Annotated in this window: 12 protein-coding genes; 8 read left to right on the top strand and 4 right to left on the bottom strand. The window is 63.1% G+C overall.

Annotated features, from left to right (window positions below; genetic code table 11):
* The first annotated feature begins 268 nt into the window (after positions 1 to 268).
* The 4 genes from LFT47_RS06685 to LFT47_RS06670 all read left to right on the top strand — a co-directional run bounded on the left by LFT47_RS06685 (position 269) and on the right by LFT47_RS06670 (position 2,769).
* On the top strand, positions 269 to 1,477 hold the full coding sequence (locus LFT47_RS06685) for an IS110 family transposase (protein ID WP_236810701.1): 1,209 nt from the start codon (positions 269 to 271) through the stop codon (positions 1,475 to 1,477).
* Positions 1,478 to 1,570: 93 nt separating this feature from the next.
* Positions 1,571 to 1,837, top strand: coding sequence for a type II toxin-antitoxin system Phd/YefM family antitoxin (locus tag LFT47_RS06680; protein WP_236816425.1), 267 nt, complete (start codon positions 1,571 to 1,573; stop codon positions 1,835 to 1,837).
* On the top strand, positions 1,834 to 2,091 hold the full coding sequence (locus tag LFT47_RS06675) for a type II toxin-antitoxin system RelE family toxin (protein ID WP_236816423.1): 258 nt from the start codon (positions 1,834 to 1,836) through the stop codon (positions 2,089 to 2,091). Before LFT47_RS06680 ends, LFT47_RS06675 begins: the two co-directional genes overlap by 4 nt.
* Positions 2,092 to 2,559: 468 nt before the next feature.
* Positions 2,560 to 2,769, top strand: a complete 210-nt coding sequence (locus LFT47_RS06670; RefSeq protein WP_236816421.1) for a hypothetical protein — start codon at positions 2,560 to 2,562, stop codon at positions 2,767 to 2,769.
* 17 nt (positions 2,770 to 2,786) lie between these two features.
* Here LFT47_RS06670 and LFT47_RS06665 read toward each other — a convergent pair whose 3' ends face one another.
* Positions 2,787 to 4,202, bottom strand: coding sequence for an NAD(P)H-quinone dehydrogenase (locus tag LFT47_RS06665; protein WP_236816419.1), 1,416 nt, complete (start codon positions 4,200 to 4,202; stop codon positions 2,787 to 2,789).
* A gap of 145 nt (positions 4,203 to 4,347) precedes the next feature.
* On the opposite strand from LFT47_RS06665, the gene LFT47_RS06660 reads away from it, so the two are divergent.
* Entirely contained in the window at positions 4,348 to 5,148 is an 801-nt protein-coding gene (locus LFT47_RS06660) for a purine-nucleoside phosphorylase (protein ID WP_236816417.1), read from the top strand.
* Between the two features lie 93 nt (positions 5,149 to 5,241).
* On the opposite strand, the gene LFT47_RS06655 is transcribed toward LFT47_RS06660, so the two are convergent.
* The 3 genes from LFT47_RS06655 to LFT47_RS06645 are packed head-to-tail and all read right to left on the bottom strand — an operon-like array spanning position 5,242 to position 8,710.
* Positions 5,242 to 7,413 (bottom strand): FtsX-like permease family protein, encoded by a 2,172-nt coding sequence (locus LFT47_RS06655; protein WP_236816415.1) that lies wholly within the window; start codon positions 7,411 to 7,413, stop codon positions 5,242 to 5,244.
* A 56-nt stretch (positions 7,414 to 7,469) separates the two neighbouring features.
* Positions 7,470 to 8,186 carry an ABC transporter ATP-binding protein gene (locus tag LFT47_RS06650; protein WP_236816413.1) on the bottom strand — a complete coding sequence of 239 codons (717 nt, stop codon included), beginning with the start codon at positions 8,184 to 8,186 and terminating at the stop codon, positions 7,470 to 7,472.
* Entirely contained in the window at positions 8,183 to 8,710 is a 528-nt protein-coding gene (locus LFT47_RS06645) for a PadR family transcriptional regulator (protein ID WP_236816412.1), read from the bottom strand. The genes LFT47_RS06650 and LFT47_RS06645 overlap by 4 nt, the downstream gene beginning before the upstream one ends.
* 176 nt (positions 8,711 to 8,886) lie before the next feature.
* Here LFT47_RS06645 and LFT47_RS06640 point away from each other — a divergent pair, with 176 nt between their 5' ends.
* The 3 genes from LFT47_RS06640 to LFT47_RS06630 all read left to right on the top strand — a co-directional run bounded on the left by LFT47_RS06640 (position 8,887) and on the right by LFT47_RS06630 (position 12,458).
* Complete coding sequence (locus LFT47_RS06640; protein WP_236816406.1) at positions 8,887 to 9,492, top strand: hypothetical protein; 606 nt, start codon at positions 8,887 to 8,889, stop codon at positions 9,490 to 9,492.
* 114 nt (positions 9,493 to 9,606) lie between these two features.
* Positions 9,607 to 10,347, top strand: a complete 741-nt coding sequence (locus LFT47_RS06635; protein ID WP_236816404.1) for a YcnI family copper-binding membrane protein — start codon at positions 9,607 to 9,609, stop codon at positions 10,345 to 10,347.
* A gap of 506 nt (positions 10,348 to 10,853) precedes the next feature.
* A complete protein-coding gene (locus tag LFT47_RS06630; protein WP_236816402.1) occupies positions 10,854 to 12,458 on the top strand; it encodes a glycoside hydrolase family 68 protein in 1,605 nt (534 codons plus the stop codon).
* Positions 12,459 to 12,508 lie beyond the last annotated feature (50 nt).

The raw sequence follows: 12,508 nt of genomic DNA, 5'->3' as shown, positions 1-12,508 counted from the left end.
GGCACTACTCTGCCAGCAGGCACCGACAGTAATGATGGAATTGGCTTGTGTTGCGGTGTGGCTCTGCCTCCGACTGACGCCCTTTGGGGTTTGTCTTGATTTTGATCTGTCCGCCGCGACACAGGCTGCAGTATGCGCGGCGGCCCAGGTGGACATGACCTCATAGGAGCCTGCTCAAAGAATCCCGTTACTGTCTTGTCTGCCCACCCGGCCGCCACGCCCCCCTCGTGTTCCATCGCACGCAACGGAAGGTCAGGGCAGTTTCATCATGGCAAAACAGCATCCGAAAGTCATCGCCGGGATCGATACGCATGCCGATACCCATCACGTCGCCGTCATCAGCGAAACCGGACAACATCTGGCAGACAGGGAGTTCCTGGCCGTGGGTTCCGGTTACCGGAAGATTGTGGAGTTCATCATCGGCTTCGGTCCGGTCGTGGCCGTAGGCGTGGAGGGCACCGGCAGTTACGGAGCCGAGCTCTCCCGCGTCCTGAGCCGTGAGGGCATCCAAGTCCTGGAGGTCATGCGCCCGAACCGGCAGGGGCGCCGCCTAAAGGGCAAATCGGACCCATTGGATGCTTATCAGGCTGCGGAGTCCGCGTTGGCTGGCCGTGGCACCGCCACGCCGAAAGCGCGCGACGGGGCTGTGGAGTCACTGCGTGTCCTGCGGTCTGAGAGATCCACGGCGATGCGGGCACGGGTTGCGGTCATGAACCAGATCCAGAGCTTCCTTGTCTCCGCTCCGGAGCCGCTCCGCGCCAAATACCGGGGCCTGACCAGAACAGCGCAGATGTCCGCACTGGAAAAGACCCGTCCGGCAGGGACCATCTCAGAACCCCTGAACGCTACCGCTACCGCGCTCAAACGCCTCGCTACCCGGTACCGCGCGTTGCACCAGGAAATAGCGTTGATCGATGCTGAACTCGACGCGATCATCACCACTCACGCGCCCTTGCTCCGCGACCTGCACGGGGTCGGCACCGACGTGGCAAGCCAGCTGCTGGTCACCGTGGGCGACAACCCCGAAAGGATCTGCACCGAAGCGCAATTCGCAGCCCTCGTCGGCGTCGCACCGATCCCCGCATCCTCCGGTAAGACCATACGGCACCGGCTCAGCCGCGGCGGCGACCGGCAAGCGAACAAGGCGATCCACCATGTCGTTCTCGTCCGAATGATGAGTGACACTCGCACGAGAACCTATGTCGCCCGGCGCCGGGCAGAAGGCAAGAGCACCAAGGAAATCATGCGCTGCCTCAAACGCTACGTCGCACGCGAACTCTACGACCAGCTCCTACACCCGCAACCGGCACCGGACGCTGCAGCACTCCGCGCCCTGCGCAAAACCAAGAACATCACGCTCCAGGCCGCCGCCGATGACCTCCGCGTCTGGCCCACCGCACTATCCAGACTCGAACGCGGACTCACCCGTGACGACCACTTCCACCAACGCTACGAAAGCTGGCTCAACGACCATTGACAGCTATAGGAGCATCAAAATAGCCCGAACCAACGTTATCGGCAGTTCTGTACGCAACGTACATTTTGCCGTATTTGCCGTAACATCTAATGCATGACCGACATAGCCATCACCGAGGCCCGGAACCACCTCGCAACTATTGTGGACACGGCACACCGCGAGCGCGAACCGGTATTCCTCACGCGCCGCGGAATTCGGGTCGCGGCAGTAATTGATTCCGCCGAGCTGGAGCGCCTTCGCGAGGCTGCGGAAGAACTCGAAGACATCCGAGCAGTCGACCTGGCATGGGAAGAGATGGAACAGACCGGTCAGACGCCGATCCCTTGGGAGGACGTCAAGCGCGACCTGGGACTGACGTGAACTACAACATCACGGTCCTGCCGGCTGCATTGCGGCAGCTGCGCAAGCTTCCTCCCGAGGGCCGCCGCCGGGTCCAGGCGGCCATCGAGTTGCTGGCTGAGACACCGCGTCCGCCTGGCGCCAAGAAGCTGGCAGGGCGGCTTGAGTGGCGAGTTCGAACGAGAGATTATCGAGTGCTCTACCGGATCGACGACGGCCGACTCGTGATAGTCGTCGTTCAGGCCGGTCATCGCCGGGAAATCTACCGGGAGTAAGTCCAGTTACAAATTTCGCTGTCGTTAGTGGAGCGCGGTAGGCGGAGGTTTTCACCTGAGGCAAGGTATCCAGTCCCGCGGACCTTGACCACGAGTCATCGTGGCCCTGTCGCATGGTGGCGCGCTTACCTAGTATTGCCCCATGAAAAAATGGGTCCGGCAGCACCCCCATCTCGCCATGGCCGTCGGCTATATTCTCTTCTTTGTGTTTGCCACAGCTGTCTGGATGGCGGTTGGACGGCGCGGCCTAGCGGACTCGGTTATCACCGCCATTGTGTGGACATTGGGCTACTGGCTTCTTGCAGTGTTCGGAATCCGGCAAAGACGTAAGGCCAGAGCCCGCCTCAAAGAAGACGGCCAAATCATGGCCTACATCCGCTATCCGGACTCCCGGACAGGTTCTCTCAGCAGCCTCTGGAACCAAGGGATCGCGACGCCCAGCGCCGGGTCTATCCATTCCAGCCCGCGGTGTACGACACCCTGGAGCCGTCCGGACGGGCGACGACGATCAAGGTCCAGGATCTACTACCGGGGCGCCGAAAAGTCAGCCGCAAGGACCGTAAGTACATCCAGGTCTATGGAATCGAGGCAATGACCGTGTTGACGGACGAAGGCGCGGTGGAGATCGCCGCGCATCCGGAATCGCTCGAGAGGGTGAGCGAGGTTCTAGGGCGTTAGGCAACCAGAGCCATGCCCTACATATGCACGTGCAACCGTCGCGCCGCTTCCGAGATGGAACCGGTCAGCGAGGGGTACACGGTAAAGGTGCTCGCGAGGTCGTCGACGTGCAGTTTCTGCTTCACCGCAACAGCGATCGGGAAGATGAGCTCGGAGGCATTGGGGCCGATGACGACGCCACCGATCACCGTTCCGGAACCCTTGCGCGCAATGATCTTGACGAAGCCGTCTTTGGTGTTGCGCATCTTGGCGCGGGCGTTGCTCAGCAGGGACAGCATGACCACGTCGCCCTGGTATTTACCTGATTCGAGGTCGGCCTCGGAGACGCCCACGGAGGCGATTTCCGGTGAAGTGAAGATGTTGGAAGCAACCTGGTGGAGCTTGATCGGCATGACGGCGTCGCCCAGGAAGTGCGCAACAGCAATGCGGCCCTGCATGGCAGCGACCGAGGCGAGAGCCAGGATTCCCGTGCAATCGCCAGCGGCGTAAATGTTCGGCGCGGTGGTGCGGGAGACGCCATCCACCTTGATGTGGCCGGACTCCGTGACAGCCACGCCCGCCTCTTCCAGCCCGATTCCGGCCGTGTTGGGAATAGATCCCACGCATACCAGGCAGTGGCTGCCGGTCACCACCGAACCGTCGCCGAGCGTCACCTTCACGCCGGCATCGGTCCTTTCGACGGCCTCGGCGCGTGAGCGGGACAGGACGCGCACGCCGCGCCGCTTGAAGACACCTTCAAGGACCTGGGCTGCGTCGGTGTCCGAGCCGGGCAGCACCTGGTCGCGGCTCGAAATGAGGGTGACGTTCGAGCCAAGGCCGTTGTAGGCCGAAGCGAATTCTGCGCCGGTGACGCCGGAACCGACGACGATCAGGTCTTCCGGAAGTTCTTCGAGGTTGTAGATCTGTGCCCAGTTCAGGATGCGCTCACCGTCGGGCTTTGCCGTGGGCAGCTCGCGGGGGTGCGCGCCGACGGCGAGAAGGATGGCGTCGGCCGTAATCGTCTTGATGCCGTCCGAGGTGATGACCTCGATGGTGTGGTTGTCCAGGAGCTTCCCGGAGCCCATCAGGATCTCGACGCCGAGGTTCTCAAGGCCCACCCGGATGTCGTCCGATTGCTCCCGCGCTAGGTGCAGGACGCGGTCATTGATGTGGCCGAGGTCCGCCCGCATCCCCGGTGCCACATCGCTGCCGTCGACGGCGAACTTGACTCCCAGCTCCCCCGCCTCGCCCACGCGGGTCATGAGATCCGCCGTCGCGATCAGGGTTTTGGAAGGTACGACGTCGGTGAGGACGGCTGAGCCGCCGAGGCCGGCGCGCTCGATGAGGGTTACCCGCGCTCCCAAGTGCGCCGCGACCATGGCCGCTTCATATCCGCCTGGACCTCCGCCCAGGATCGCGATTCGTGGTGAGCTGAAGTCAGGATGCATGGTCACAATGTTCAATTCTCACTTAATGCCGGCGGACCTGCCACTAAGCCCCACCTGAGAACGCCCCCAGAGGCCGTTTACCTGCCCAACTGCGCCCTGTTCAACAGCGCGCGCGGCACTGTAGTTTGTACCAGTGAGTAACACAGAGCTGATGAACACAGACCCATTCGAGGCCGCCAAAGCTGCGGCCGACTATATCGCGGCGGAGACCGGCGTCGAATCCCACGACGTCGCGCTCGTGCTCGGCTCAGGCTGGGGCGCGGCCGCGGATCTCATAGGCGAAACGACGGCGACCCTCACGGCGTCGGAGGTTCCCGGCTTCCATGCGCCTGCCGTTGAAGGGCATGTGGGCACCATCCGTTCGGTCCTGACGAAGGAAGGCAAGCGGGCCCTTGTCCTCGGCGCGCGTACCCACTACTACGAAGGCAAGGGCGTCCGCGCAGTAGTCCACGGCGTGCGCACTGCCGCGGCAGCCGGATGCAAGACCCTGGTGGTGACCAACGGCTGCGGCGGCCTGAACGAAGCCTGGACCCCCGGCACTCCGGTGCTGATCAGTGATCACATCAACCTGACCGCGGCTTCTCCCCTTGAAGGTGCCACGTTCGTGGACCTCACGGACCTGTACTCCTCCCGCATCCGCGGCCTAGCACGCGAAGTGGATCCCACGCTTGACGAAGGTGTCTACGCCCAGTTCACCGGCCCGCACTACGAAACTCCGGCCGAGGTTCAGTACGCCAAGCGAATCGGCGCGGACCTGGTGGGCATGTCCACCGCTTTGGAAGCCATCGCCGCCCGGCACGCAGGCATGGAGGTCTTCGGCATCTCCCTCGTGACCAACCTGGCCGCGGGCATCAGCCCGGTACCGCTGAGCCACCAGGAAGTCATCGAGGCGGGCCAGACAGCGGGCGCACGCATTTCGCGCCTCCTGGCGGACATCATCGCCAAGCTTTGATGTACGAACCGCGGGTAGGGCCAGGACAGCGCGACTAACGCCGAACGCCGTCGGGCAGAAATTCTGCTCGACGGCGTTCGTTCGTTGATTGCCTCATTCGAAGCGCGTTGCGGTTATCGCGGTATGTGCCCGGATGACCCTGAACGTTGCTGTCACTGCGACGAGGGCCAGCAGCAGGCTCAGGCCCAGGGCGGCGAAGTAGTCGGGCGCGGGCCAGGTCACCCTGTACGTATCGTTGATGCCGGTGACCATTAACCAAGCGACGAAAAATCCGAGCCCGATTGAGAGGAACAACACGGTCACGAGCGGCACTGCAGCCTCACGGACGATGATCCGGCGCAGGACTGACACCGGCATCCCCATCAATCGCATGAGGCCGAGGACCCTTTTCCTGTCCAAGACCGCTGATGCGGTGGCGACTGCCAAGGACATCCCGGCAATCGCGATGGCCACAAACATGCCGAGGTAAGCGAGTACCGCGAGGCCCTGGATCAGACGCGTGTGACTCTGCAGTTGGGTGTCCATGACGGAAGAAGCGGGCTGCGCCGTGATGCCCGAACCGTTCAGAAGAGTCCTGGCTCGGTCCATGGCCTCAGGCGTCCCATCGGTCCCTACCACCATCACCGCAGGCACGAGTGCGGAAAGCCGATCGACCGGCGCAGGAGTCAGCGTCAGCGGTTGCGCTGTCCATGGGTAAAGGAATGACAGGTCCAGGGACAGGACGTCGGCCTGAGGAATGTTTTCAAATCCCAGGGCGGGAGCGTCACCAGCTTGAATGTACAAGTCGGGGCCGCCTCCCTTGGCGATGGCAGAGTGGGCGTAGGCGACGGTGGCACTGTGGATCCCGGGGAGCTCCTTGGCTCGGTCGGCGACTTGTGCCACCTCGGCACGGGCCTGTCCAGCGCCAATGGTCGCATGAAGGCTTGTGGGCTGAATGAGGCCTGGACGGGCGGCGGCCCCGGCTTCTGTGTGGATGATGCTGGATGCACCGGCGAAGACTGAGACCACGAACACGGCAACGACCAACCCGGCGATGGACCGGAACGTCGCCACGGGAGTCCCGCGGATCCGGCTGGCGGCAATGACCGCGGACGCGCTGCGCGCGAAGTGCAGTCCTAGCCGGCTCGCATGCAGGGTCAGCCATGGTCCGACGATCACAATGCCAATCAGGATGAGCGCGAAGCCTCCTACGAGCAGCGGCATTTCAAGCCATGGAGTGCGAATTTTCCCGGTTCGGGTGATGACAACTTCCATGATCATGGCAAGCAGTCCGGCCAACAGTGGCACAAGCCGCCGTTTCCCAGGCGCCTTCTCATGCACCATCCGGGCCGCTCCCAAGGGGCCAATTCCTGCCCGGGCAGTGCTGTATCCCGCCACCAGGGTTGCGGCCACAACCACCAGGATAACGACGACGGCGGCCATGGCATCCTTGGTGGCAAGGTCACCTTCGAACATCCTGGTCCCATTGACCGAGACCTGGGCCGCGGCCGGCGTCAGGAAGACAGCGAGCACGATGCCTAGCATTGCCCCCGCCAGGCTTGGGATAGCGGTTTCGATGGCGGCGATCCAGGAAACCACCTGAGGGGAAGCTCCGATCAGTCGCAGGGTGGCGAAGCGTTCCCGGCGCTCAGCCGCGCCCAAGGCGGTAGCGATACGGATCAACAACAGCACGGGAAAGAACACCGCAATTGCCCCGATGAGCAGCACGGTCATGTATGCGCTGGCGTTCTCGCCATACGGGTTGGACGTGAACCCGGAAACCAGAGTCGCTGCTCCGCTCTGTCGAAGCTCGGTTTCCGTGGCACCTGTGATGACAATCAGGGAATCTGGCCCCGGTAGCGCAGAATCGTCGATGAAACCGACGAACTGCCCGAACCTGTCCCCCAACTGATTCCTGGGGGTGGCCTCGATCAGGCGCTGTAGTGCAGGCGACGCATAGTACTCACCTGGACCCGGAGCGTGTTCAACGCCTGGAAGCTTCACGGTTGTCGTTGGCGAGACAGCGAAGTCGCGGCGGTTGATCAGTTGGTCCCGGAAAACTTCCACCGGATTTGCCCTCATGAGCGCCGTATTCGACGTCAACGGTGCAGGCGTTACCGGTTCTGTAGCGCCGCCCCCTTCCGCAGCCACGGGGGTGGCCATGGAGGAGCCGCCCGTTTCACGCAGCCAGGCACCACGCTCGTCACGGTGGTTCAGTCCGTTGGCACCACCCCAGAGCAACAGCAGCAGGCACACTCCGACGGCCACCCCACCCATGATTCCCATCAGCCGACCGTAGGAGGACCTACTGCCAACCACAGCTAGTTTCAGCAAGCCCTGATTCACGAAGCCCCCCGGTAGCCTGCGCCGAGCATGCCGTCGCGCACAACGACCTCCCTGTCCGCATATGCAGCCGTGCGCGCATCGTGGGTGATCATGACCACCGTGGTGCCGATCTCCCTGACAAGTTCAAGCATGAGCGTCAGCACGTTCTCAGAGGCAAGCGAGTCGAGAGACCCGGTAGGTTCGTCGGCGAATAACACGGCAGGGGACGTGACCATGGCACGTGCGACGGCAACCCGTTGGGCTTGGCCTCCTGAGAGTTCACCGGGCAGTTTCTCCCCCATCCCGTCCAGTCCCAAGCGGTCCAGCCATTCTGCCGAACGGCGCATGGCCTCCGGGCGTTTGGTTCCACCGAGAAGCAGCGGAATGCTGACGTTATCCACCGCTGTGAGCTCCGGAAGCAATTGGCCGAATTGAAAGACGAAGCCGAAGTCTGTCAGCCGCAGTCTCGACCGCATCGGTTCATTCAGGGCACTAATCTCCACGGGCAATTGCGCGCCGGGTGAACTGTAAACCACTGATCCGGAGTCCGGGACCATGACCCCCGCGAGGCAATGCAGCAGCGTGGACTTGCCGGAACCGGATGGACCCATGACTGCCAATACCTCACCCGAGCGGACCTCGAGGTCGATTCCGCGAAGGGCTTGGGTCTGGCCGAAGGACTGATGAAGCGAGCGTGCGCTCAGGACCACTGGGTGGCTGGACAAAGCATTCATGCGTTCTGAAGCTCCTTTTTCAGGCGGGCTAGGCGAGCACTGGTGAGCTCGATCCACCGCAAATCGGCTTCAATGTGGAACAGCCCGTGGTCGCACATCAACACTTGGAGCGGCTCGGCATCGTGCTTCAGCTTGGTGAGCTCACGCATACGCGCCATGTGCTCGCGGCGCTGGACGTCGAGCAGCCGGTCGGCGTCGTCGTCGATCAGCAAGGCAATCACGGTCTTCGCGAAGAGGTTGCTTTGCAGGGACTCTGATGGCACGTCGGGAGTGAACAGCCACTCGCGCACCTTGTCTTGGCCGGCAACCGTGATCTCGTACTTCTTACGATCCGGACCGCCGCCGGTCTCTTCGCCCAAGGCGCGGATCAGCTCGTCACGGATCATCCGGGCCAAAGTCGAATACACCTGCCCGAAAGCCAAGGGCTTCCCGGTCCCGAAGTAGCGGTCATAGGAATGCTTGAGGTCGTAGCCATAGCTCGGCTGACGGCTGAGCAGACCCAACAGGGTGAGGGAGTTGTTCACACTCCATCTATACACTGAGTTTATAGTCTGGTCCAGATCGAGCCCGGCGACTCCCCCTTCGAACTCTAGGGATGTGCTTGGCATCGCTACCTGGACTGCTTGGGAAATCCGGCGTCGCGGGCCAGTAGAATTTGAGTGATTCTCCGCCGTAGCGCTCGAACCGGAAAGGACCGCCGATGACGACATCCGCGCCTTTCCGCTTCTTGAGAACCAGCCTGCTCGGCTCAATCATTCTGAGCTTGGCTGCGGGCGGACACTTGGCTGGTGGCGGAGAACTTCCGGCTCCAGCCATTTTGGCGGCGCTCTGTGCCCTGACAATCCTCCCCGTCGCCATCCTGACGCGGGTCCGACTTTCGCTGCCCGCCCTAGCCGGGCTCTTGGGGGCCGGGCAACTCTGCCTTCACTGGGCGTTCTGCGCTCTGTCAGGGGCTTCCACTGCGGCGCAGCTTCAGCCCGGGCACACAGGACATGTTTACTTGGCGCCCGCTCCGGAAACCGTAAGCGCCATCGCCTCGACCCACGCCGCGGCAAGCGACTGGCAGATGCTCGCAGCGCACACCGTGGCAACCTTGGGCACGGCCCTGGTGCTCGCTCGCGGCGAACGAGCACTATGGGCGCTGGCGGCGTGGCTGCGCCCGCTGGTCCAACTACCCGCCGCCACAGTGGTGCAGCCACTTCGCGCCCCTAGCCCCCTTTCGAGCCCCGATGTTCGTCCTCAGGGCCTTCCCGGCCTCCGGCTTCCTTCCCGGCGTGGTCCACCAACCCTGGCTTCCGCCGCCTAAGACTCTCCCCTTCACACACGGGCAGGGACGGGCGGCAGCTCCTTGCCTTCACTGGTCCGGACCTCCGTCCGCCCCGGCCCCAACCGCTTTTCTTTGTGAAAGGGCACCATTGCCATGAAGACCTCCCACCGCCGTACCCTCAAGACCGCCTGCGCAGCCACCCTGGTCGCCGGACTGCTTGCCTTCGGCGTCTCGGCCGCCTCCGCACACGTCAACGTCAATCCCGACGACCCGGCAGCGGGCGGCTACACCCACCTGACCTTCAACGTCCCCAACGAGTCCCCCACGGCCAAGACCAACAAGCTCGAAGTCTCACTCCCCACCGACACGCCCTTCAACTCGGTGTCCGTGAAGCCGGTCGAGGGCTGGACGGCAGAACTCGTCACCACCACCCTGCCAAAACCCGTCACGGTCGCAGGAGCAACGGTGACCAAGGCTGTCAGTTCGGTCGTCTGGACCGCGGACGCAGCACACCAGATCGGGCAGAACGAATATCAGGCGTTCTCGATCTCCGTCGGTGTACTGCCCGACGCCGGGACCACCATCGCCCTGCCCGCGACCCAGAGCTACACCGACGGCACTGTAGTGAAGTGGGACGAGAAGACCGTTGAGGGTCAGCCAGAGCCCGGGCGCCCGGCTCCCTCGTTCGTCACCACCGCCAGTGACTCGGCCGCATCGACTGCTTCCCCGTCTGGGACCCCGGCTCCTTCAGGTCCGTCGGCCCCGTCAGCTGCGGCTTCGACATCCAGCGACGCCGGATCCACGGCCGGTTGGTTCGGGCTCGCGGCAGGCCTCATTGGCCTGGTCGCGGGCGTCACCGCCCTGGTGCGAACCCGCTCGACGAAGGCCAAATAGCGCCAGCACCAACCACCGAACTGCCCGCGTCGGATCCCGGCGCGGGCAGTTTTGCGTCCCCGTCCAGCCGACCACGAAACCCACCAACGACAGGCGTCGTCACGGCAATTTTCCGACTCCTGTCAAGTCAATTCACCCAAGTGTTAATGGCGTGTGAACTTTCTGAATAAATCAGATTTATTCAGAAATATTTGACCCGCCGCGCTTTCCGTGGCACGCGCGCGGTGTAAAAATGTAAGCGCTTGCGCACATATGTCCGACATGTGGTTTTTGGCCCCGAATGCCGGACGAAACACGGGTTGCAACCGCATCCAGCGCACGTCAAGCTTTGATCGGTCCCGGCAAGTCGACGTGCCGGAACCGCAGGATGGGGCTTCCTAAGGATCCCCATCCCACCCGACACGATGGCGTTCCTGACGACGCCATTGGTGTTACCGGGAGCGCCGGAGTTCGGACCAGGGCTTGCGCCCATTCCACGTAGTCCAACCTCCGCGAGAAGAGCACGCATGAAATCTCACTCAAACCCGAACAGGCCACGCCGACGCCTGCGGTCGGTAGCCGCTTTTGCGGCCGCTGCCGGCGTGGCCGCCACGGTGCTCATGGCATCCCCGGCAGCCCAGGCAAACCTGCCTGCCGACAAGCCAGCCACCACAATGCCGGCTCCCACGCCGGGATTCCCGCTGCCGACGGTCCACACGCAAGAAGCCTTTGATCCCGCAGCAAACTTCACGTCCAAGTGGACGCGAGCGGATGCCAAGCAAATCATGGCCCAAAGCAACCCGAACGTGACCGCCGGCCAGAACTCCATGAGCCCCAACGTCACCATGCCGGAGATCCCCAAGGACTTCCCGGCCATGAACGACGACGTGTGGGTCTGGGACACCTGGTCCCTGACCGACCAGAACGCCAACCAGATCAGCTACAAGGGCTGGGACGTCATCTTCTCCCTCGTCGCCGACCGCCACGCGGGCTACGGCTTCGACCAGCGCCACTGGAACGCCCGCATCGGCTACTTCTTCCGCAAGACCAACGCTGACCCGGCGAAGGACAAATGGAACTACGGCGGACACTTGTTCCTGGACAACACCTCCATCGGCAACACCGAGTGGTCGGGTTCCACGCGCCTCATGCAAGGTGACCACGTCAACGTGTTCTACACGGCCACCACGTTCTACGACCGTGCAGAGCGCAACGCGGGAGGCGGCGGGATCGCTCCGGACGCGGTCATCGCCAAGGCCCTCGGCAACATCCACGCCGACAAGAACGGTGTGACCTTCGACGGGTTCCAGCACACCAAGCTGCTCGAGCCGGACGGCAAGCTCTACCAGACCAAGGCCCAGAACGCCGGCTTCGCCTTCCGTGACCCGTACACCTTCGAAGACCCGGCCCACCCGGGCCAGACTTTCATGGTCTTTGAGGGCAACACCGCCGGAAACCGGGGCTCCTACAAGTGCACCGATGCCGATCTTGGTTACCAGCAAGGCGATCCCCACGCCGAGAACACCAACACGGTCAACACCACCACCGGAGCGTGGTTCCAGACCGCGAGCGTCGGCCTGGCAGTCGCAGACAACAATGACCTGACCCAGTGGCACTTCCTGCCGCCGATCCTGTCCGCCAACTGCGTCAACGACCAGACCGAGCGCCCGCAGATCTTCATCCAGAACGAAAACGGCAAGAACAAGTACTACCTGTTCACCATCAGCCACCAGTTCACCTACGCCGATGGCATGCGCGGTCCCGACGGCGTCTACGGCTTTGTTGGCAACGGTGTCCGTTCGGACTTCCAGCCGGTGAACAACTCGGGACTCGCGCTCGGCTCGCCGACCGACTTGAACCTGCCTGCTAACAACCCGAGCGGCAACCAGTCGGCACAACAGAACGGCCGTCAGTTCCAGGCCTACTCGCACTACGTGCAACCGGGTGGCCTGGTGCAGTCATTCATCGACAATGTCGACGGAGTCCGTGGAGGGTCCCTCTCCCCTACGGTAAAGATCAACTTCGCCGATGGCGTCACCCAGGTTGACCGCAGCTTCGGCAAGAACGGCCTCGGCCCGTTCGGCTACCTCCCCACCAACGTCCGCGTTGGAGGGGAAGGCCTCTACAAGTAGGCCACCGTCAATACCAGCTGGGCAGGCAGGGGATTTGCTGCCTGCCCGGC

Source organism: Arthrobacter sp. FW306-2-2C-D06B, assembly GCF_021789175.1.
Classification (GTDB): Bacteria; Actinomycetota; Actinomycetes; order Actinomycetales; family Micrococcaceae; genus Arthrobacter.
Note: the sequence above shows the minus strand (reverse complement) of the source record. Positions and strands in the feature narration are given on the sequence as shown.

Bases quoted from the DNA above. Each gene is read 5' to 3' on its own strand.
- LFT47_RS06685 (WP_236810701.1), top strand. From the start codon at position 269: ATGGCAAAACAGCATCCGAAAGTCATCGCCGGGATCGATACGCATGCC.
- LFT47_RS06680 (WP_236816425.1), top strand. From the start codon at position 1,571: ATGACCGACATAGCCATCACCGAGGCCCGGAACCACCTCGCAACTATT.
- LFT47_RS06660 (WP_236816417.1), top strand. From the start codon at position 4,348: ATGAACACAGACCCATTCGAGGCCGCCAAAGCTGCGGCCGACTATATC.
- LFT47_RS06655 (WP_236816415.1), bottom strand. From the start codon at position 7,413: ATGGGAATCATGGGTGGGGTGGCCGTCGGAGTGTGCCTGCTGCTGTTG.
- LFT47_RS06650 (WP_236816413.1), bottom strand. From the start codon at position 8,186: ATGAATGCTTTGTCCAGCCACCCAGTGGTCCTGAGCGCACGCTCGCTT.
- LFT47_RS06640 (WP_236816406.1), top strand. From the start codon at position 8,887: ATGACGACATCCGCGCCTTTCCGCTTCTTGAGAACCAGCCTGCTCGGC.
- LFT47_RS06635 (WP_236816404.1), top strand. From the start codon at position 9,607: ATGAAGACCTCCCACCGCCGTACCCTCAAGACCGCCTGCGCAGCCACC.
- LFT47_RS06630 (WP_236816402.1), top strand. From the start codon at position 10,854: ATGAAATCTCACTCAAACCCGAACAGGCCACGCCGACGCCTGCGGTCG.